The organism is Acinetobacter portensis, assembly GCF_010646905.1.
Taxonomy (GTDB): domain Bacteria; phylum Pseudomonadota; class Gammaproteobacteria; order Pseudomonadales; family Moraxellaceae; genus Acinetobacter; species Acinetobacter portensis.
On the sequence record NZ_JAAARQ010000002.1, the window covers coordinates 762,568 to 782,748 of the forward strand.

General features: G+C 36.4%; 22 protein-coding genes. 10 read left to right on the plus strand and 12 right to left on the minus strand.

All coding sequences use genetic code 11. The annotated features are described in order from the left end of the window. Positions 1-10 precede the first annotated feature (10 nt). The gene (pssA, locus tag GTK57_RS03540) at positions 11-841 is read right to left on the minus strand and encodes a CDP-diacylglycerol--serine O-phosphatidyltransferase (protein ID WP_163121361.1); all 831 of its coding nucleotides are present in this window, start codon (positions 839-841) and stop codon (positions 11-13) included. Between the two features lie 41 nt (positions 842-882). Continuing rightward, positions 883-1,740, minus strand: coding sequence for a 23S rRNA (adenine(2030)-N(6))-methyltransferase RlmJ (locus tag GTK57_RS03545; protein ID WP_152872840.1), 858 nt, complete (start codon positions 1,738-1,740; stop codon positions 883-885). A 112-nt stretch (positions 1,741-1,852) separates the two neighbouring features. On the opposite strand from GTK57_RS03545, the gene GTK57_RS03550 reads away from it, so the two are divergent. Both GTK57_RS03550 and GTK57_RS03555 read left to right on the plus strand, forming a co-directional pair. After that, positions 1,853-2,455 (plus strand): 2OG-Fe(II) oxygenase, encoded by a 603-nt coding sequence (locus GTK57_RS03550; RefSeq protein ID WP_152872841.1) that lies wholly within the window; start codon positions 1,853-1,855, stop codon positions 2,453-2,455. A 58-nt stretch (positions 2,456-2,513) separates the two neighbouring features. Next, entirely contained in the window at positions 2,514-3,041 is a 528-nt protein-coding gene (locus GTK57_RS03555; RefSeq protein WP_163121363.1) for a hypothetical protein, read from the plus strand. A 62-nt stretch (positions 3,042-3,103) separates the two neighbouring features. Here the strand turns inward: GTK57_RS03555 and GTK57_RS03560 are convergent, their stop codons facing one another. From GTK57_RS03560 to GTK57_RS03580, 5 genes are all read right to left on the minus strand, one after another. Then, entirely contained in the window at positions 3,104-3,361 is a 258-nt protein-coding gene (locus GTK57_RS03560; RefSeq protein WP_163121365.1) for a DUF2789 family protein, read from the minus strand. A gap of 161 nt (positions 3,362-3,522) precedes the next feature. After that, the gene (locus GTK57_RS03565) at positions 3,523-3,753 is read right to left on the minus strand and encodes a DUF2789 family protein (protein WP_152872844.1); all 231 of its coding nucleotides are present in this window, start codon (positions 3,751-3,753) and stop codon (positions 3,523-3,525) included. 141 nt (positions 3,754-3,894) lie between these two features. Beyond that, entirely contained in the window at positions 3,895-4,881 is a 987-nt protein-coding gene (locus GTK57_RS03570) for a malate dehydrogenase (RefSeq protein ID WP_067868465.1), read from the minus strand. A gap of 171 nt (positions 4,882-5,052) precedes the next feature. Beyond that, positions 5,053-5,706: a ribonuclease T2 family protein gene (locus GTK57_RS03575; RefSeq protein WP_163121367.1), complete on the minus strand. Its 654-nt coding sequence runs from the start codon at positions 5,704-5,706 to the stop codon at positions 5,053-5,055. 52 nt (positions 5,707-5,758) lie between these two features. Beyond that, positions 5,759-7,663: a lytic transglycosylase domain-containing protein gene (locus tag GTK57_RS03580; RefSeq protein WP_407925927.1), complete on the minus strand. Its 1,905-nt coding sequence runs from the start codon at positions 7,661-7,663 to the stop codon at positions 5,759-5,761. Positions 7,664-8,055: 392 nt separating this feature from the next. On the opposite strand from GTK57_RS03580, the gene miaB reads away from it, so the two are divergent. Genes miaB through ybeY form a run of 3 tightly spaced genes read left to right on the plus strand, consistent with a single transcriptional unit; the run spans position 8,056 to position 11,129 of the window. Next, on the plus strand, positions 8,056-9,510 hold the full coding sequence (gene miaB / locus GTK57_RS03585; RefSeq protein WP_152875292.1) for a tRNA (N6-isopentenyl adenosine(37)-C2)-methylthiotransferase MiaB: 1,455 nt from the start codon (positions 8,056-8,058) through the stop codon (positions 9,508-9,510). 37 nt (positions 9,511-9,547) lie between these two features. Then, the gene (locus GTK57_RS03590; protein WP_152875294.1) at positions 9,548-10,621 is read left to right on the plus strand and encodes a PhoH family protein; all 1,074 of its coding nucleotides are present in this window, start codon (positions 9,548-9,550) and stop codon (positions 10,619-10,621) included. 25 nt (positions 10,622-10,646) lie between these two features. Beyond that, positions 10,647-11,129 (plus strand): rRNA maturation RNase YbeY, encoded by a 483-nt coding sequence (gene ybeY, locus GTK57_RS03595; RefSeq protein WP_152875296.1) that lies wholly within the window; start codon positions 10,647-10,649, stop codon positions 11,127-11,129. A gap of 165 nt (positions 11,130-11,294) precedes the next feature. Here ybeY and GTK57_RS03600 read toward each other — a convergent pair whose 3' ends face one another. Beyond that, complete coding sequence (locus tag GTK57_RS03600) at positions 11,295-12,173, minus strand: energy transducer TonB (RefSeq protein WP_163121371.1); 879 nt, start codon at positions 12,171-12,173, stop codon at positions 11,295-11,297. Positions 12,174-12,401: 228 nt separating this feature from the next. Between GTK57_RS03600 and GTK57_RS03605 the strand changes: the two genes are divergently transcribed. The 3 genes from GTK57_RS03605 to GTK57_RS03615 all read left to right on the plus strand — a co-directional run bounded on the left by GTK57_RS03605 (position 12,402) and on the right by GTK57_RS03615 (position 14,595). Continuing rightward, positions 12,402-13,076 carry a hypothetical protein gene (locus GTK57_RS03605; RefSeq protein WP_152875297.1) on the plus strand — a complete coding sequence of 225 codons (675 nt, stop codon included), beginning with the start codon at positions 12,402-12,404 and terminating at the stop codon, positions 13,074-13,076. Positions 13,077-13,220: 144 nt separating this feature from the next. Further along, positions 13,221-13,931 (plus strand): DUF3108 domain-containing protein, encoded by a 711-nt coding sequence (locus GTK57_RS03610; protein WP_152875298.1) that lies wholly within the window; start codon positions 13,221-13,223, stop codon positions 13,929-13,931. Between the two features lie 88 nt (positions 13,932-14,019). Beyond that, on the plus strand, positions 14,020-14,595 hold the full coding sequence (locus tag GTK57_RS03615; protein WP_163121373.1) for a xanthine phosphoribosyltransferase: 576 nt from the start codon (positions 14,020-14,022) through the stop codon (positions 14,593-14,595). Positions 14,596-14,657: 62 nt separating this feature from the next. On the opposite strand, the gene GTK57_RS03620 is transcribed toward GTK57_RS03615, so the two are convergent. Then, positions 14,658-15,512 (minus strand): MetQ/NlpA family ABC transporter substrate-binding protein, encoded by an 855-nt coding sequence (locus GTK57_RS03620; RefSeq protein WP_152875300.1) that lies wholly within the window; start codon positions 15,510-15,512, stop codon positions 14,658-14,660. 4 nt (positions 15,513-15,516) lie between these two features. After that, on the minus strand, positions 15,517-16,572 hold the full coding sequence (locus tag GTK57_RS03625; protein ID WP_163121375.1) for an isopenicillin N synthase family dioxygenase: 1,056 nt from the start codon (positions 16,570-16,572) through the stop codon (positions 15,517-15,519). 303 nt (positions 16,573-16,875) lie between these two features. Here GTK57_RS03625 and GTK57_RS03630 point away from each other — a divergent pair, with 303 nt between their 5' ends. Continuing rightward, positions 16,876-17,232, plus strand: coding sequence for a hypothetical protein (locus GTK57_RS03630; RefSeq protein ID WP_152875302.1), 357 nt, complete (start codon positions 16,876-16,878; stop codon positions 17,230-17,232). Between the two features lie 19 nt (positions 17,233-17,251). On the opposite strand, the gene wrbA is transcribed toward GTK57_RS03630, so the two are convergent. Next, entirely contained in the window at positions 17,252-17,845 is a 594-nt protein-coding gene (gene wrbA / locus GTK57_RS03635) for an NAD(P)H:quinone oxidoreductase (protein ID WP_152875304.1), read from the minus strand. A gap of 114 nt (positions 17,846-17,959) precedes the next feature. Here wrbA and GTK57_RS03640 point away from each other — a divergent pair, with 114 nt between their 5' ends. Further along, positions 17,960-19,207: a YihY family inner membrane protein gene (locus GTK57_RS03640; protein WP_152875305.1), complete on the plus strand. Its 1,248-nt coding sequence runs from the start codon at positions 17,960-17,962 to the stop codon at positions 19,205-19,207. A gap of 64 nt (positions 19,208-19,271) precedes the next feature. Here GTK57_RS03640 and yddG read toward each other — a convergent pair whose 3' ends face one another. Further along, positions 19,272-20,174 (minus strand): aromatic amino acid DMT transporter YddG, encoded by a 903-nt coding sequence (yddG, locus tag GTK57_RS03645; RefSeq protein WP_163121382.1) that lies wholly within the window; start codon positions 20,172-20,174, stop codon positions 19,272-19,274. Positions 20,175-20,181 lie beyond the last annotated feature (7 nt).

Sequence of the window (20,181 nt, forward strand, 5' to 3'; positions counted from 1 at the left end):
TCATTTTAAATCATGTTGTTTCCGCATTATTTCTTGCAAAGAATGTCGTTACAAAGCCCGATAATGCATAAAGAATAGAAATAACAAATATACCTACAGGTATGTTGTAAGTCATTGCAGCAAAGATGAAAACAATAATTGGTAAAACAAAGAATGGAACGCGCTTACGTTCTACCGTCTTAAATGAATAATATTTGATGTTTGAGATCATCAACAAGCCAACTGCAACAATGATTACAGCATTTAGAATTTGACTACCAGCTTCTTTTAAATTGAATAATTCTGGGAAATCACGTGCTACAAGTACAAGTGAAATAATCATGACGGCTGCAAGTGGACTTGCAACACCAATAAAGTAGCGTTTATCAACAACACCAATTTGTACATTAAAGCGTGCTAAACGAAATGCAGCACATGCGGTATATACAAAACAAGCTGCCAAGCCGATACGACCTAAATCGTGCAGACTCCAGCTATACATTAAAATTGCTGGTGCAACACCAAAAGCGAGCAAATCTGATAATGAATCAAATTGCTCACCAAATGGACTTTGCGCACCAATTGCTCGTGCAACACGACCATCTAAACCATCTAATAATGCTGCAATAAAAATGGCATAAACAGCATGCGTGTAATCATGATTCATACTCGCAATAATCGAATAAAAGCCAGATAACAACGCTGCTGTTGTGATCAAATTTGGCCACAAATAGATACCACGACGTTTTACTTTCTGCCCTTCATGAGTATGTTCTTCCTCTTCAACTTCAAAAGTGATTCCATCGAAACCACTTTCCTTTGCTGAGGAGATTTCCCGTTCAGGTTTATTTGTATTTGTCATTCTTCGTTCCTAAATGTGACCATTTCTGACTTATTTATAAATTATTCGCCAACTAACCAACGTACAGCAGCGTGTCCACCATTTTCGCTCATGCGTAAATGTGGGAATAACCACTGTAATGCTTCATCTGCATCTTGTGAGAATTTCCATGGTGGATTAATCACAAGTAAACCACAACCATTTAGACCAACAGGTGTGTCATCTGGCCATACACAAATTTCACAAACCAATTGACGACGAATACCCGTTTTATACATTTTCTTTTCAAAACGTTCGATCATCGCGCGATCTTTAATTGGGTACCATACTGCGAAACAACCTGTCGGCCATTTTTTGTATGCAGCAACTAAAAGCTCTACAAGTTGCGGGAAATCTTTACGCTCCAATTCGTATGGAGGGTCAATCATAACCAAACCACGTTTTTCTTTTGGTGGAATAACACCTAAAAGACCTTCGTAAGCATCGCGCTCATGCAAGCCTGCACGCTTATCGAAAATGTTATGACGTAATTGTTGGAATACATCGCGTTGCATTTCAAAAATAGTAGCTTTATCTATTTCACGCATACCTTCTAGTGCAAACCATGGTGAACCAGGGTAAGCACCCTTACCAAAGTTTTCACGCATAGCATCAACAACTTTCAAATATTGTTGAATGCCTTCAGGTGCATTACGTTTAATAGAATCATCAAGCTTAACTAAGCGGTGAATACCTGTTAAAAACTCACCAGACTTTTGTGCTTCAGATGTCGATAAATCATATTTACCTGCACCACCATGCGTGTCTACATAGCGATAGGGTTTATCTTTTGCATTGAGTCGAGTCAGCAATTGAAGCAGTAAAACGTGCTTCATGACATCGGCAAAGTTGCCTGCATGGTAATGGTGACGGTAATTCATGTTTCATTTATTCCTCATATCAACGAGTATTTTAGCATGAAATTTAGTTTCATTCAGGAGCATATCTTGTTCTAGAATAACGAACACTTTTTATTATTTTGAGTTTGCAGTTATGGAAGCAGTTCTTCTCCCAAAGTCGTGGAATGTTGATCAGATCTTAGATGGTCTAGATCAACATGGTTTTGCAATTATTGATGATGCTTATTCTTCTGAATATATTCATCAACTTGTAGAAGAATGCACCTCTCATTTAAATCAATTTCGCGATGCTGCAATTCAAAATGGCATTGTTTCAACTATTCGCAGTGACCATATTTTGTGGCTCAATGAAGCCTTAGAAGTTTCTCATCAACACACCAAAACACTTTATGCTCTTGCTGAACAATTTAATCGGGCATTTTATTTGGGTATCAATAATGTAGAAGCGCATTTTGCTTGTTATAACGCAGGCGAATTTTACGCTTTGCACCGAGATAACCCTCAAGGTAAAAATGGTCGTATTATTTCTGCTGTGTATTATTTACATGAAGATTGGCAAGATGGTTGGGGTGGCGAGTTACGCTTAGAAGATAAAAATAATGTATGGCATACACTTCAACCTAAACCAAACCGTATTGCTTTATTTCAAAGTGATTTATTACACGAAGTTTTAGAAGCAAAACATCAACGCTTATCTATTACTTCATGGTTGCGTCATAACGATTCTATTTTGTAACTTTAAATTTAAAGAAACATCCTCATATAGTTTGGATGATTCAATGAGGATGTTCACTATGCGTGAAAACACGAAGCAAATTATTCAACGTATTGGTGAAACTGACCAAGCTTACCTAAATGAAAATACACCTCAACTTGCATTAGAACGTGCTGATTTACGTCTTCAATTGGTCATGATCAGTGATCTTCGTCAAGAACAGGTTCACTTTTTACAAGAAGCCATTGTTTTGCTTGAACAAGCACGTATTGAATTTACCGAAATGCCTTTTGATTTATATATCAATTTATCTTTGCATTTAGCCAAAACATATATGATGTTCTATGAAATTACTCAAGAACAACGTTATGCCATTATTACCCAACAAATTATGAAGCCAATGTCTAAAGCCGAACATGGCGATATTTATTTCTTCTTAGCTTATGCTTCTGCTGTTAAAAAAGAACCAGCTATGACACGTCATTGGTTGATAAAATATAGTAAAACTCAATTATGTGATTTAGAAATATTGAATGAACATCCTGCATTTAATTCTTTTAGAGAAGAACTTTGGTTTTCTCAACTTATTCAAGCAAAACTCCACTAAATTTCCTGAAAAATAAAAGCCTCTATTGAGGCTTTTATTTTATTCGCTTAAATATGGTATTTCTAAATCAGTACGGGTTGCATCTGATAAGCATCTAAATGCAATTGTTGATTCAGTTCATCTACCCAAATTGCCCAATCATCATCTTGTACTAAATGGCTAATGAGTAATGATCTCTGTCCTTTGTTCCAAAACGGCGCATCATGAAGAGAAACTTGTGCGGGTAACTGATGTGTACGAACATACAACTCAATTGCAGCTGGACTATTGGCTAAACCAAGTTGTGAAAACAATAATTCTAAGGATGGTTTGTTCTGCATGAGCTTTCGCCCTCCTTATAAGTTTATTTGTAGTTTATTTGTAGTTTATTTGTAGTTTATTTGTAGTTTATTATTTAACCAACCTATAAGATATTTATAAAAAAACCTAGCGATATTTCCCGCTAGGTTGTTTCAAATTGTGAATACTGCTTCAAATATCATTAATCATCATGTAATAACTCATCAAGAAGCTCAATAACAACTCCCCATTTATCATTGGTTTCATGAGTGGTCAGAAAAAGGCGTTGCTCTTCATTCCAAAAAGGCGCGTCATACAGCTTTACATCGGTTGTCAATTGATGCTGATCTACAAATAAATCCATATCTTTTTCATCTGAAGCAAGACCCAGCTGTTGGAACAATGTTTCCAGAGTAATCTGCGCATCAAACATAACACTCACCTTTGAATTTTATTATTATCTATTGGTTTATAACAGAAAATTTATAAATTAAACATATTATTTCATTAATTTTGTATAAAAAAAGCACTCCAAATGGAGTGCTTTTTTTTAACTTAATCTAGAAAGATTAAATTATTTAAGCATGTCAGCAATTGCTGCGCGCTCTTCTTCAAGTTCGTTCAACGTGAAGTTGATACGTTCACGGCTGAATTCGTCGATTTCAAGACCTTGAACGATTTTGTATTCACCGTTTTCAGTTGTTACAGGGAAACCGAACATTACACCTTCAGGGATACCGTAAGAACCATCTGAAGGAATACCCATAGTTACCCATTCGCCATTTGTGCCAAGAGCCCAATCGCGCATATGGTCGATTGCAGCGTTAGCAGCAGAAGCAGCAGAAGATAAACCACGAGCTTCAATGATTGCAGCGCCACGTTTACCAACTGTAGGAAGGAATGTGTTTGCATTCCATTCTTGATCGTTGATCATGTCTTTAACGCTTTCACCGTTGATTGTTGCAAAACGGTAGTCAGCATACATTGTTGGAGAGTGGTTACCCCAAACAGTAAGGTTTTTAATGTCTTTAACTGCTTTACCAGTTTTAGCAGCAATTTGAGATGCCGCACGGTTGTGGTCAAGACGCAACATTGCTGTGAAGTTTTTCGCAGGAAGATCTGGAGCAGAGTTCATAGCGATGTAAGCATTCGTGTTAGCAGGGTTACCGACAACAAGAACTTTAACGTCACGGCTAGCAACTTCATTAAGTGCTTGACCTTGACCGATGAAAATTTCACCGTTTACTTTTAATAAGTCAGCACGTTCCATACCAGGACCACGAGGACGTGAACCAACTAACAATGCATAGTCAGCATCTTTAAATGCAACTTTAGGATCATCAGTACCGATCATGTCTTCTAGAAGTGGAAATGCACAGTCCTGAAGCTCCATCATTACGCCTTTAAGCGCTTGTTGAGCTTTCTCAAAAGGAACTTCTAATAGCTGAAGAATAACTGGTTGGTCTTTACCCAACATTTCACCGCTTGCGATACGGAATAATAAGCTATAACCAATTTGACCAGCTGCGCCAGTAATGGCAACACGAACTGCTTGCTTCATGTAATTATCTCCAATTGAGAGGATAGTCAATGCAATTAAATAGCTGTTCTATTTAATCTTAATCATCATAAACGGCAAAGATTGTACTCCAATCATTCGCTTGATGCATGTAAAACAGAATCTAATTGAACAAAAGTCTCATAGAAAATATAAATTAAAAGCCTAAAAAGCTTAGTAAGAACCTTTAATTGTAAATGTACTTGGACAATTAGAAACGACATTGCTTGAACACGATTTATACTTTCCATTTGTCGCGTAACAAATATTTAATTCAGTTAAATAACTTGTATTACGATTTTTTGCACATTGAAAGCGCAACGAACTTACAGGCAAGCCTTTATTTAATCTCGTTAACATTGTTTGAAGTGCAAGTGTATGAATTTCCGTTGTTTGCTGCCCTGTCATGACCGATGGAATTTTCAAGTGATCTGCATAATTAATAATGGTTCTAAAATACTGACTCGCACTCATAGATGTACATCCACCAACAGCGCCCCACAATTGTCGACGCGCAGCCTCATCTGGCATAACACGAGCAACCACTTTTGCTTGTAAAGGCGTTAAAGTTGCAGATGAATTAGTACTACAATCTCTACGAGAAGTTTCAGGGTACAAACCTTGAATGTTTAAAGTATAACCTTCCAAACATTTCCGTTTTTTGACTTTAGATGTATCTAGAAGACATATAGCAGGTGTCATTTGAATTTCTAAAACATAGCCTGCAGGTGTATTTGCAAAAAGATGAGGTGTAACAATGCTTAAACCAAACATGCTGAGAATAAGCATACCCAGTTTCATCATCTTCTGTTGAACACCTTTTTTCATCTTTTAAATACTCATCAAAGTCATGACTTTTACTAGACCAAGTCTAAGTCGTCTATTGCCCAGTACTACGCAAAGGAATGTCTTGCATACGCTTACCAATAGATTGTGAACCTTGACCTAGCAATAAACCATAGTGAACCGCATTGGTCATGACATGTTTTACATAATCACGTGTTTCACTCAAAGGAATGGTTTCTGCATATTGATCAGCAGCAATGCTCTGATATTCAGGTTGCCAACGGCGTGCACGATTAGGTCCTGCGTTATATCCTGCAGTTGCTAAAACAGGGCTATTACTGAGTTGATTCTGAATAGTCGATAAGTAATATGTACCATATCTAATGTTTACATTCATATCACTTAATGCAGCAGGATTATAAGTTTCACCCATTTTACGAGCAACCAATTTCGCTGTTTCAGGCATAATTTGCATAAGACCACCTGCCCCAACATGTGAGCGAGCCGTGGTATTAAAACGACTTTCCTGACGCATTAAACCATAGGCCCAAGCAGGATCGATTCCTGCATTTTGACTATGATTTACAACATAATCTCGATGTGGCGTTGCATAGCCATAAACATAATTGTGTTTATTCACTGTACGATCTGCCGCATAAATCGCGCGATCATACCAACCCATATCTGTTGCACGTTTCGCAGCAGCAAGAATCAGTTCATCATCTTGTTTTAAATATGCTTGGCGAACTGCCCAGTTCCACTCACGGTTAATATAAGTCGCAGGTGCGCCTACATCTCTTAAAGCAAACGCTCGATTAAAATGAATATCTTGGCTTAAACGCTGAATATCTTTACTAGAAGGCTCGTAACTTGATGCAAGATTATAGGTTTGTCCTACATGATCTTTAGCCAATAGATTGTGATATCCGGTTCCTTCTGCAAGTTTTTTAAATATTTCTTTAGATGTACGTTTAGATGCAGAATCTGAACGTTGCTCATATGCACGTGCCAACCAATACTGCCAACGCTCTTCTTGACGTTGAGTAACAGACATTGAATCAATGGCACGAATTAAACTTTCCCACGCACTAAAACGAATGGCTTGTCTTGCATAAATTTCAGCTTCTTCTGGGCTAAATGGCAGTCCGTAACTTGCATCTAGTGCTTTCAATACATCTTGATTGAAATTATTCTTCATCACCGTTGTGCCACCAATATAACCAACAGTGCGATATATCGCTTTTTGGATTTTATCTGGAGTACCTTCCGCACTACGATTCATGGACGATAATGCTGAGTTTAAATCGCTATCCGCCACACGTCCTATCGCATAAATTAAATATGCATAGTCAGCATCTGAAGCTTTTGGCGCAGACCAAATATAATTTAAAGGATTTACTTGAATAGAATTAAATTGTGCAAGCGTTAAATTCAATCCCAAGCTTTGTGCCGTTGCTACAGCCAAACCACTTTTTCCTGAGCGCAATTGCCCCCAAAGACGCTGTTCTTTATCTTCTTTGGTCATTAAAGGACTTGATGACATCATACGTGCCAAGCCATGACAAAAATCAGATTGTGAATCTGTCGTGAGCCAAACATCTTTAAATTCTGCAAAAACTAAAGGATCACCTGAACGCGCACGTACTTGAGCCATTGCACAGCTTTCAGCTTTATCAGGATTCGAAACATACTGTAGTACAGGTATAGGACTCGAAAAATCCGATTGTTTTACTTTTTCTTCGACATAATCTGCTGCCAGCTTTTCAGCCATTGCAGACTGAGGATAGCGCTGAGCAAAACTTATAATTGCACTTGATGGCTGAAAAGCCAAATTGTTATTTAAATTCCAATATTCTGGGTAATAGCCCAAAACATCATTTTGCATAGAGTTTTGATATTGTTGTAAGGCTTGTGTATTTCCTGAATTTGCAGCTTTCAAGGCATCATTAAACTGCTCATCTCCTGCATAAGCAAAAGAAAACATACACAAAGAACCCATACCCAACACAAGACTTTTATAGCGTTTTTTTTCTTTTTTAATCTTTGTGAGCATATTTATGCTTTCTCTCATTACTGTGCCTTTTATATATAGAAATTAACCAACAGCAAATGTAGTTTAGTTATTCTAAAACAACTCTACTGTTCTGTTGTGTAACCTCATGATTCAACAATATTAATTTTCAAACAATTTTAGTCCATAAATCAATACAAATACGTGTTTATTTTAAATTATAAGTTTCTAACATTTTCCTGCTAAACTATGCGCCTTCTTACATTCCTTGAATTTTGCTCAGTATTTATGATGCAGATGGAACCCATGTGTACATACACTAGGTCTAAAATCCTGACATAAGAGCATGTTTCATAAAGATTTATCCTTTAGGAGCCTACATGACGGTTCAAACCTTCATTCCCAATAGTGCCCAAGCTGCCTCAGAAAACACTGTTACCCAGCCACAGCACACCCCAGCCAACGGTTCAGTCAAAAAACTGTTCATCGAAACGCAAGGGTGTCAGATGAATGAGTATGACAGTCACCGTATGGCAGACCTTTTAGGCGACTCACACGGTTATGTGCTAACCAAAGACCCGAAAGATGCAGATATTCTTCTCATGAATACCTGTTCTATTCGTGAAAAAGCACAAGAGAAAGTATTCTCTGAACTGGGTCGCTGGCGCAAGCTGAAAGAAAAAAATCCTGACCTGATTATTGGTGTAGGTGGCTGTGTTGCATCTCAAGAAGGTGACAACATTCAAAAACGTGCCAATTATGTCGACATGATTTTTGGCCCACAAACATTACACCGTTTGCCACAAATGCTTGATCAGCACTTTGAGCAAATAGAAAAACCAAAGAAAGATAAAATCAAGTTGGTTGATATTTCTTTCCCAGACATTGAGAAATTCGACTTTTTACCTGAACCACGTGTTGAAGGTCATAAAGCATTTGTTTCAATTATGGAAGGATGTTCTAAATACTGTTCATTTTGTGTGGTTCCATATACACGCGGTGAAGAAGTTTCTCGTCCACTTGATGATGTACTTGCTGAAATTGCAACTTTGGCAGAAAAAGGCGTTCGTGAAATTTCACTTTTAGGTCAAAACGTAAATGGCTACCGTGGTGAAACTTTCGAAGGTGAAATTTGCACATTTGCAGACTTACTTCGTTTAGTTGCAGAAATCCCGGGAATTGGTCGTTTACGCTATACCACATCTCACCCGCTTGAATTTAACGATGACTTAATTCAATGCTACCGAGATTTACCACAAATGGTTTCTCATCTTCACCTGCCTGTACAAAGTGGTTCAAACGATGTACTTCAGGCAATGAAACGTAACCACACCATCGACGTTTACATCGAAAAAATTGCCAAGTTACGTAAAGTCCGTCCAGATATGCATTTATCTTCAGATTTCATTATTGGTTTCCCTGGTGAAACAGATGAAAACTTTGAAGAAACATATCAGTTTATTAAAGATATGGATTTTGACCATTCTTATAGCTTTGTTTACTCAAAACGTCCGGGTACGCCTGCCGCAGAATTGGAAGATACCATTCCTGAAGATGTGAAAAAAGAACGTTTAGGCAAAGTTCAAAAATGGATTAAACGTTCAAGTATCGATAAAACTGATGCGATGCTTGGCACAATTCAACGCGTTCTTATTGAAAAAATTTCAGACAAAGATCCTAACCTTTTAGTCGGCACAGCAGACAACACTCGTTATGTCACATTTATTGGTGATGCATCTTGGGTAGGTCGCTTTGCAGAAATTGAAATTACTGAAATAAAAACTTTAAATTTAGTTTACGGTGAGCTCTTGAATCTTGAACCTGACGTGGCGTAATGTAGGGTTATAACAAGATTACTTTTAAGGAACTCTCTTGACTGCAACGATTCGACGTACAGTAGCTTTTCCTGGTGTTTCAGTAGACCGTTTAAAAAGTATGTTAGGTGCTTATAACGGTCACTTAAAACAAATCGAACAACGTTTAAATGTCCAAATTTCCCATCGTGGCGAAGAATTCTTTGTCGATGGAAATACAGAAGCAGTCGAGAGAGCCGAAAGTTTGCTCCAACGTCTGCACAATGAAGCTGAAACATCTCAGCAAATTTCCTCAGACACCTTGCATCTTATGATTCAAGGTAGCCAAACAGACCATGAACTACAAACAGATTTAGACCAAGAACATACTGGCCTAGAAGATGTTTATTTACAAACTCGAAAAGGTCGCATCAACCCGCGTGGTGCGAACCAAAAGCGTTATGTACAACGCATCTTACAAAGTGATATTTCTTTTGGTATTGGCCCTGCAGGTACAGGTAAAACTTATCTTGCAGTAGCAGCCGCAGTAGATATGCTTGAACGTAATGAAATTCAACGTATTTTACTTGTGCGCCCTGCTGTTGAAGCAGGTGAAAAACTAGGTTTCTTACCTGGAGATTTAAGCCAAAAAATCGACCCTTACCTTCGTCCACTTTATGATGCATTGTACGAAATGCTTGGCTTTGAGAAGGTTGCTAAACTCATTGAACGCCAAGTCATTGAAGTTGCACCACTTGCTTATATGCGTGGTCGCACACTAAACCATTCTTTCGTCATTTTAGATGAAGCACAAAACACCACACCTGAACAAATGAAGATGTTCTTAACGCGTTTAGGTTTTGGTTCACGTGCCGTCATTACTGGCGATGTAACGCAAGTCGATTTACCTCGAGGACAACAATCAGGTTTATCACATGCTTTACGTGTCATTGAAAATGTCAAAGAAATTCATATTACCCGCTTCCATTCTCGCGATGTTGTGCGTCACCAATTAGTTCAAAAAATTGTAGAAGCATACGAAGGATGGGACAGCGATCAACAACGTCTTAGCGCAGAAGCTCGTGCGGAACGTAAAGCACTCCAAGCGGCATTAATTGCTGAAAATGATACAGCAGCCGATGCACAAGACTAATTTAAACATGATTTAAGGATTTGTTTTGAAACTGAGTCTTTCCCTACAACAGGACTTTCAATCCCCTGAATTGGTTTTGAAACGTGCACATATTAAGAAAGTTGTAGAAACAGCTTTACGTCATATCGACACAAAAAGCGATTGTGAAATTGGTATTGCTTGTGTAGATAATGATGAAAGTCACAAGCTCAACCTGGAATATCGTGGCAAAGATAAACCGACCAATGTTTTATCTTTCCCAAGTGACCTTCCCGATGAAATGGCTGAAATTTTAGATTCATTTCCTATTGGCGATTTGGTCATTTGTATTCCTGTTGTATTAGGTGAAGCTCGGGAGCAAGACAAACTTCCACTGACTCATTTCACACACATGCTTGTACATGGAACTTTGCATTTAATGGGCTATGACCATGAAACTTCTGATGAAGATGCAGAAGAAATGGAAGCATTAGAAATTGAAATTTTAGCCAAGTTAGGATTTGAAAATCCTTATTTGGAACAAAATTAATTTCATCAATAGAAAAGCGAGCTACGGCTCGCTTTTCTATTAGAGGTTTTATGAAGACCTCTCCCTAACCCTCTCCTACAAGGAGAGGGAACTTTAATTATTAACAAATTATAATTAAAAGCCCCTCCCTTTGAGAGGAAGGGTTTTCATATACAGTTAAATAACTTAATGCACTTCAATTTCTGCTTCAGCAGGATCAAAACGCCATGTACGAATAATACGAAGTTCGGATATATCTTTCATTTTAGAGTCGAAAGCCCCGAATGGCGCTGCTTTACGTACCGATGCTTTTGCAGCTTCATCTAAAACCATATGACCAGAACTATCAATTAAACGAATTGCTCGAATACCACCGTTTGCATTTAAAATCACCATTAAACGAACTTCGCCAGATAAACGCATTTGTTTCGCTTGATCTGGATAATAACGGTTACCGTAAAATTCAACTTTTTCACGGAACTTATCCATATAAGCAGCCGAAACATCTTTTTTCGCCTGAATACCATCTAAAGTTTTTACTTTTTGAGTTCGACTAAAATTTTGCTGACGTTTTAAATATTGTGCTTCAATACTTGCAACCATAGAAGCTTTTGCTTGAAATTGACTGTTTAGCTCTTCCATCGCTTTTTTACGATTGTTTTGTTCGGCTTCTTTTTTCCAACTTAAAGTGGTCATTAACACTTTTTCTTCAAAGCTCAACTCACGTTGTTGTTGCATTCGCTCTAGACTTTCAAGTTCTTTATCACCAGTACTGACATCTTCCATAGCAGCAGGCATATCACTCGATATACGATGCGCTTCACGAAAAGTCCCCGACCCTTGTTGATCTTCTTGTGCTAAAAAATCTGCATTTTTAACTTCTGCTTCGGCAGGACGAATAGAAACAGCAATATCTTTTGTAGACGTATCCGATTCGGTTGGTTCTGCAAATTGCAAAGTTAAAACAATAAGATGCAATATTCCTGCAACCAATAATGCCGCAGTAAAAATAGAATCTTGCCACCAGTGGCTTTTTAATGGTATCAAAAATGTTTTAATCGACATCACAATAAACGGACAAAAGTCAGTTTTCCCAAACTGTAAAAACAGAATAATATAGACTAAGTTATCTATTTACATAGATAACAGTGAAACCTATCAATAAATAAACTAAGCTTATAAACTATTGAAAATGGTGCTATTTATTTTGATAAACTGCAAGTGATAAACTCGTATTTTTAATATAATTAAAGTCATTTGAGTCAAAGATAGACCCAATTTTTGGAACACGATATGCAAACGCTCATCTCAAATATCTCCAACCGCTTAAAACAAGCTTATCAAAAAGCTGAAGATTACATTGAAGACGAACGTGAATTTCCCATGTCTCAAGTGTTTCTTAATGCGACTTTTCAACGTTTCGTTACAGATAACGTAAAAATGCTCAAAGACCTTCATGCAGATTTGCACGATGATTGGTTACGCCTATATGCAACACTCGATTATAACGGGTTGAGTATTACCTTAAGCGTAGACTTAAAACTCGCGCTCATGGAGCTAAACAAGAAATCTCAACTTATTGTATTTGAACAAATTAGTGAAACCACGATTCTTGACGCAAAATATCCAAGTATTTTCCATAAAGGTGGTGTGAAATGTGCATTATGGTTCTATCAAAAAGTTTTAAATAAAGATCCTTTAGGCATGATTTTAGAAAAGCTCAATGTCATTAAAGTAAAAGATGATTTACTTTACCTAGATTTAAACCGCTGGTTAGGCAAAAATAAATCAATTATTGAGACTTTGGCTAAAGTAAATGTAAACCATGCCGTACTTCGTGAAGCTCAACTTGTTGTAATGGGTAACGTTAATTTAATGGCACTTTTTAGTAAGATGTCGAGTGAACGAATCGAAAGTAATATTGAAGATTTAAGTGATGTGGTCGTAACACCGATTAAGCAGAAATAGCACTTGAAACAACTTTAATTCGATACATTTTAGATACAGAAAATTGAGAAATACTGGATTTATCTCCATGATCTATCTGCATAATTATTTAAACAAGTTTTAATCTGTGGATACACATATCCCTGACTAATAGGAACTCAACTTATGGCTAAACATATTTTAAAAGCTCTCAGCCTTTCTGCAATTACTGCAACCGTGGTAATGGGCGGTATTTCAAGCCAAGCTTTCGCAATGAGTCCATTTCAAGCAGGTTATCAATTTAACTACAATGGTAAAAATATTGGCTCGGCTACACGTACGTTAAGCCAATCTGGTAATAATTGGACTTATGTATTTGCTGCTAAAGCTGTTGGTTTAGCATCTGCAACTGAAACAAGTAAATTTACCTTTAATAATAAGCAAATCTCTTCATCAAATTTTAGTCGTACGAGTAAAGTTCTTGTACATAACAACACCATGTCAATTAACTTCAACCCAAGTACCAAACTAATTAACACCAAAAAGGATGATACCAACCGTTCTTTTGCATGGAAATCTGGTGTGCTTGATGAGCTAAATGCAGAACTACAATTACGTGAAGATCTTAAAAATGGTGCTTTAAAATCGGCATATTTGCTTGCTGATGCAAAAGAAATTGAATCACGTCGATTTGTGAAACAAGGTAATGAACAAGTTAAAACCAATTATGGTACTTTCGATACCATGAAAGTTGTTTTAAAACATGAAAAACCTGGTCGAGAAACTATTTTCTGGTTAGCACCTAAATTAGATTATCTACCTGTAAAAGTTACTCATGTCGATAAAAAAACATCTTATGGTTTGTTACTAACAAGCTATAAAGGGCAAACTAATTAATTATTTTTTCAATTTTGCTTGCTTTTTTTCAGTTGCTTTTTAAAATACGCTTTTGCTTTAAAAAGCAACTGCTCTTGAGGATTCTCCCGTGCAAGCACTTGAACAGAAAATCTTAGCTGAAGGTATCGTCCTATCTGAGGAAGTTCTGAAAGTCGATTCTTTCTTAAATCACCAAATTGACCCTGCAATGATGCAACTCATTGGTCAAGAATTTGCTCGTCTATTCAAAGATGCTGGCATCACCAAAATCATTACCATCGAAGCTTCAGGTATTGCTCCTGCTGTGATGGCTGGTTTAGAACTTGGTGTTCCTGTAATTTTTGCACGTAAATACCAATCTTTAACGTTGAAAGATGATTTGTATCGCTCAAAAGTTTTCTCTTTCACTAAGCAAATTGAAAGCACTATTGCGATTTCAAACAAACACATCAGCTCAACTGATAAAGTTTTAGTGATTGATGATTTCTTGGCAAATGGTCAAGCTGCTTTAGGTCTTGCAGACTTAATTCATCAAGCAAATGCTGAAGTTGTTGGTATTGGTATTGTGATTGAAAAATCTTTCCAACCAGGTCGTGATTTGCTTCTTGAAAAAGGTTACCGCGTAGAATCTTTAGCGCGTGTTAAATCTTTAGTAAACGGTACTGTTGAATTTGTTCGCGATTAATTTTGTGAATATAAAAAAGCGCCTTTTTTAGGGCGCTTTTTTATTGCTTCATTTTTTAATTTCTAATTAAGCGTTGATACAGGCTGATTAATATCGAGCTTGGTACCACCAAAATTTTTTTGAATATATTCTTCAACAAATGGTTGATGATATAGCGTATTTAATTTCTGTAAGTTTTTATCATCTTTACGGTCTTTTCTTACCACTAAAATATTAATATTTTCGACCACTTTGTTTTCAACGGTTTCATGTGAAAGAGAATCTTGAATCACATTTAAACCACTTTCTAAAGCATTTGTATTTCCAATTGCCACCACATCTACATCATCTAAAACACGTGGTCCTTGTGCCCCTTTCACCAACTTAATTGAAATCTGTTTCGGGTTTTTTTCAATATCATTTAAGCCGCCTGATATTGGATTGAAATTCGCTTTCAGTTGAATCACTTTTGCTTGTTCCAAAAGTTTCAGCGCACGAGATGTATTTGCCACATCATTTGGAATTGCAACTACAGCCTTTTGCGGTAAGTCATCTAAGCTTTTATAGCGTTTTGAATATAGCCCCATAGGTTCTAAATAAGTGGTTGCTATGGCTTCAAGTGGCTCGCCTTTCAATTTATTAAATGCTTTAAAATAAGCCCAAGACTGAAATGCATTCACATCAACTTCTTTGTCTATAACCGCCTGATTCAGTGCGACACCATCATTAATTTCTTTCACTTCAATGTCTAAGCCTAGCTGTTTAGCTTCTTTAGATTGCGCAATATATTTCCAAATTTGCGCATCTGAACCAATAGAACCTAAAACAATTTTATCGGTTTCAGTTTGTGCGACTGTTCTCTCTTCTTTTTGTGTAGAGCATGCGACCAATGAAACTGCAACAACTGCCGAAACAACCGTTTTTATTAAGTTTTTCATCTTATTACCTTATATTATTTTGTATTTCAGCATATTGCTTAGGATAAAATTTTTGCGTCACATCTAAATGTGAGCGTAAGCGACTTTTAATACTATTCTGACCTGCATTTTTAAGAATGACGTTCAACGGATCGCTCGTTGGACCTTTTGCCAACTTCTGTAACTCAGGCGCAAGTTCTAAAACAGGAATTTCTCCTGAAAATAAATTAGGCGAAATAAAATAAGCCACAGAATAACGATCTTGCTGTTTTGGTGAATGAACTTGGTGGACGTTAGCAACTAAATATCCGTTTGTTGCTAGCTCTAAAATTTCACCAATATTGATAATAAAAGCATCTTCCACGTAGGGGATATCAACCCAATCATCACCCTTTAACACTTGTAAACCGCCTGTTTGGTCTTGCAACAACAAGGTTAAAATATTGGAGTCTTTATGCGCACCAACACCTTGATGATAAGAATCATCAACTTTTGGATAATGAATTAACTTCAGCAATTCATTTGGAGAACCTGAAATTAGATGATCTAAAGCATCTTCTTTTTGCCCTAAAGCCAACATAAATGCATGAAGTAAGTCGATGGCGATTTGCCTTAAATCATTTAACCAAGCTGTCGTGATTTCTTGAAATTCAGACCATTCTTTCGGCCATTGATTGGGTCCTTGCATACGCGCCCATAATGGTGTTTCATCATTTACAGCTAAAGCATCTAACTCAGGTCCAATATCAATCTGTTCACGAAAATCGGGAACATTTCTTGTATTTTCTGCATTTGGTTGGCTATATCCACGAAAGTGCGGTGAATTAATCATCGCCAATTCATCTTTTTTATTTTGATCTAAACTAAAAAATTGTTTAGAAATATTCTGAATCTCTTCAATTCTTTGCTTTGAAATACCATGCCCAACCAAATAGAAAAAACCAATTTCTTTGGCAATGGTTTGTAAATCTTTTAAAAATTGAGCCTGACTATCCTCTCGCTTAAACAACTCCAAATTCAATATCGGTAAAGAATCAATATCAAAGTCGGAGCTGTGTTTAGCCAAATTTAAATTACTCATGAACGTTTTACTTATCCAATTCCATCAACTGAAATAAAAATAGCGCGACAATCTACTTTCAAAAAAATCATAAAAAGATCATTATTTATTCTATTTTATGCATTAGGATATTTTTTATATCTATTTTAATAAGTTAGATTAAAACCACGCACTTAATTGTTTTTATGAGATATTTTTCACTTAAACAGATATAAGATTTTTTTTGGAAGATTGTGCATATAACTTATTTGGAAATAATCGGTTAAACTCAAATGAGAAAATAATGTGTTCTTATTAAAAACACACCGTTCAAGGAATAAAATCATGCAATGCCCAAAATGTGGATCTAGCGAAATTGAACAACGCAACCATGAGCAAAACTTACAAAAATTAGGTGGCGTATTACTCAGTGGTGCAGGAGCAACCGCAGGTACCGTGGGCGGAGCAGCATCTGGTGCATCTATTGGCGCTGCCATTGGAACGGTTGCAGGTCCTTTAGGTATTATTGTGGGTGGAACTGTTGGCACTTTTATTGGTGCAATTAGTGTGGGTGTAACAGGTGGGTTTCTAGGCCATCGTGTTGGTAAAAAAGCAGGTGTAATTGTAGATCAAAACATTTTCTTAGATTACCAATGTAGCAAATGTGGCAAACGCTTTAAGGCAGAAAAAAAGGAGAATTAATATTCTCCTTTTCATTTTATTATTTCAATAACTTCAACGCTGTTTCTGCAAGTCTTCTACCCTGCTCTTCACATAAGCATTTTTCATCTTGGCTTAAACTTTGATCATGTCGAGCACCACTAACATGCGTTGCACCATAAGGTGTTCCACCTGTTTTTGTATTCGATAACGCGGGCTTTTCATTGGTTAAACCCAAAATAATCATACCGTGATGAAACAATGGTGGAAGCATTGTTAATAAGGTGCTTTCCTGCCCACCATGCATAGAACCCGAAGCCGTAAACACACTTGCAGGCTTATTATGTAATGCACCGTTTAACCATAAACTTGTGGTTTGATCTAAAAAATATTTCAGTTCCGATGCCATATTACCAAAACGCGTTGGTGAACCTAGAGCTAGACCAGAACAGTTTGCTAAATCATCTAAGCTACAATAAATATCGCCATCACTTGGAATACTTGGCTCTGCTTCTTTTACCACAGTCGATAAATTTGGAACTGTACGAATTTTTACAGCCATTCCAGTAGATTCAACACCATTTGCAATTAAATGTGCCATCTCTTTTGTTGAGCCATATTTACTGTAATATAGAACTAAAATATAAGGTTGCATATTTTTAACAAACAGAACAAAAAAGAAAACTATACGGTATTTTTATCTTTTTTTGGGTAAGCTTATTCAAGAAAGTTGAGAAATATCACTAAAAACAATTGAGATTACTAAAGCATGATCATTGAGTATTTTAAAAAACTACCTTTTTATGAAAAGACATGGTTTCAGTTTATTCTATTTGTTTTACGTCGCTTTGAAGCAGATCGTTGCCGTGAACAAGCAGGCTCTTTAACCTATACAACGCTGTTTGCGGTTGTACCAATGCTCACCGTTTTTCTTGTGATTATTTCTTCAATTAAAGCACTAGAACCTGCCAGACAACAATTACAACAGCTTATCTATAGTAACTTCTTACCCAACACTACCATTGCTTTTGATAAAGCACTCAGTGCATTTACTGAAAAATCGAGTAATTTAACCGTCATTGGCGTGCTCTTTTTATTCTTCACCACAGTCATGATGCTTACAAGCATTGAAACGGTGTTTAATCGTATTTGGCGGGTAAAAGAAACCCGTGGCGGCATTTTAGGTTTTATGCGTTATTGGACCATTATTTCTTTGGGACCAATTTTACTTGGAAGTGCTTTTGTTATTTCATCAACACTCGCTTCAATGAATGTATTAAGTAATAACTTTGCTGGTTATGAACTAGATGGTGCACTTATTTTATGGGTGATTTCGTTTTCTTTATCTATTCTTGGTTTTTTTATTCTGAACTGGACTATTCCAAACAGAAATGTCCCGATTAAAGCTGCATTTATTGCAGGCTTATTCAGTGCAATTGTATTTGAATTACTGAAAAATTTATTCGGCTACACCATGTCGAATTTTACCAGTTATCAAATTGTTTACGGCGCTTTTGCTGCTGTCCCTATTTTCCTGTTATGGATTTTCCTCTCTTGGAATATTGTTTTACTTGGTGTTGAAATTAGCTATGCACTGACTGCATTCAACTCAGGAAAAGATCAAAAATATCATCCATTACTTATGCTTTTAGACTTACTTGAGCTGTTTTATAAAAAACAAAAAATCGGAAAATCTGTCAGTGAACATGAAGCATTAGAAGTTTTAGGACGTGATGAAATTGGACGATTACCTTCGTATATTTTAATGCTAGAAAAACAAGATTTAATTAAACGCACAGATGACGATAAATTTGTACTTGTTCGAAACCTATCACAAGTCGATTTTTGGAGTTTTTATAGCAATCTCCCCTATTCACTCCCACATAAACACGATATTGGAGATGACTTTAAAGCAAATGAGTGGATGGAAAAAATAGGACCTGCTCTTATTGAGGCCGATGATTACTTATCTGCAAAACTTTCAATTCCACTTTCAAAAATATTTGAAGCAAAGTAAAAGTTAATCTTTTCACAGACATTAAAAAGCCCTCTTAATTGAGGGCTTTTTATCATGCATTTGCTTAATTTTTAAATTCATTTTGAATATTTGCAAAAGTACATTTCCAGCAAATTAATGCCCCAACTGTTACCAATGCCGTGCCAATCCAAAAAGCAAAAGAAGGAATCACACCTAAAATAAGCATAGACATCATAGATGATAAAATTGGCATGAAATACGTTGCCAAAATTAAAACTTGGATATTTCCAAATTGTAAACTTTGATTCCAATTGCTATATGCAATACCAATTAAGCTTCCAACAACTGCTATTGCCAACCATAAATTCAAGCTTGGCATAATGAATTGCTCATTTAATGCAAAATGTAAAACCCATAAAGCAACAGCAGTAAGCACAAAAAATAACGGTACTGCATTACAACCTTGCGCATATTTTTTCGTTAAAACACTATAACAAGACCATAAAAGTGCGCCCAAAAATGCAAATAAATATGCTTTTGGATTTTGTGCTAATACATGAATAAACTGAGCTACATCTAATATTCTTGGATTCACGACAAGTAATAAACCAATCACAGCCAAAATAAATCCAACAAAAACAAAATTATTAAAATTTAATTGCTTTGCAAACATTGAAAATAAAATGGTAATAGGTGGCCATAAATAGTTAATCATGGCAATAATTAAGACTTGTTCATGGTTATGTGATAGCGCAATAGAAATTAAGAATAAAATTTCATAGCTCACAAATAAAATACCGCAACCGTACAAATAGGCTTTGGGCATTTCTTTAAGTGAAGGCATGCTTCCAAATATTAAAATGCACAAAGCACTAAAACTGTAAATCATGGCTATACCTGAAACAGGCGTAACTTGTTCAGTAATCAGTTTTACAACTGCTACTAAACTTGCCCAAATTAAAATTGAACTAAAGCCAAGCCACGTATATTTATTTACAGTATTCATTTTAAAA

Bases quoted from the DNA above. Each gene is read 5' to 3' on its own strand.
- GTK57_RS03550 (WP_152872841.1), top strand. From the start codon at position 1,853: ATGGAAGCAGTTCTTCTCCCAAAGTCGTGGAATGTTGATCAGATCTTA.
- GTK57_RS03620 (WP_152875300.1), bottom strand. From the start codon at position 15,512: ATGAAAAACTTAATAAAAACGGTTGTTTCGGCAGTTGTTGCAGTTTCA.
- wrbA (WP_152875304.1), bottom strand. From the start codon at position 17,845: ATGCAACCTTATATTTTAGTTCTATATTACAGTAAATATGGCTCAACA.
- pssA (WP_163121361.1), bottom strand. From the start codon at position 841: ATGACAAATACAAATAAACCTGAACGGGAAATCTCCTCAGCAAAGGAA.
- GTK57_RS03610 (WP_152875298.1), top strand. From the start codon at position 13,221: ATGGCTAAACATATTTTAAAAGCTCTCAGCCTTTCTGCAATTACTGCA.
- GTK57_RS03575 (WP_163121367.1), bottom strand. From the start codon at position 5,706: ATGAAAAAAGGTGTTCAACAGAAGATGATGAAACTGGGTATGCTTATT.
- GTK57_RS03555 (WP_163121363.1), top strand. From the start codon at position 2,514: ATGCGTGAAAACACGAAGCAAATTATTCAACGTATTGGTGAAACTGAC.
- GTK57_RS03625 (WP_163121375.1), bottom strand. From the start codon at position 16,572: ATGAGTAATTTAAATTTGGCTAAACACAGCTCCGACTTTGATATTGAT.
- GTK57_RS03565 (WP_152872844.1), bottom strand. From the start codon at position 3,753: ATGTTTGATGCGCAGATTACTCTGGAAACATTGTTCCAACAGCTGGGT.
- GTK57_RS03630 (WP_152875302.1), top strand. From the start codon at position 16,876: ATGCAATGCCCAAAATGTGGATCTAGCGAAATTGAACAACGCAACCAT.
- miaB (WP_152875292.1), top strand. From the start codon at position 8,056: ATGACGGTTCAAACCTTCATTCCCAATAGTGCCCAAGCTGCCTCAGAA.
- GTK57_RS03560 (WP_163121365.1), bottom strand. From the start codon at position 3,361: ATGCAGAACAAACCATCCTTAGAATTATTGTTTTCACAACTTGGTTTA.
- GTK57_RS03600 (WP_163121371.1), bottom strand. From the start codon at position 12,173: ATGTCGATTAAAACATTTTTGATACCATTAAAAAGCCACTGGTGGCAA.
- GTK57_RS03570 (WP_067868465.1), bottom strand. From the start codon at position 4,881: ATGAAGCAAGCAGTTCGTGTTGCCATTACTGGCGCAGCTGGTCAAATT.
- GTK57_RS03580 (WP_407925927.1), bottom strand. From the start codon at position 7,663: ATGGGTTCTTTGTGTATGTTTTCTTTTGCTTATGCAGGAGATGAGCAG.
- yddG (WP_163121382.1), bottom strand. From the start codon at position 20,174: ATGAATACTGTAAATAAATATACGTGGCTTGGCTTTAGTTCAATTTTA.
- GTK57_RS03545 (WP_152872840.1), bottom strand. From the start codon at position 1,740: ATGAATTACCGTCACCATTACCATGCAGGCAACTTTGCCGATGTCATG.
- GTK57_RS03605 (WP_152875297.1), top strand. From the start codon at position 12,402: ATGCAAACGCTCATCTCAAATATCTCCAACCGCTTAAAACAAGCTTAT.
- GTK57_RS03640 (WP_152875305.1), top strand. From the start codon at position 17,960: ATGATCATTGAGTATTTTAAAAAACTACCTTTTTATGAAAAGACATGG.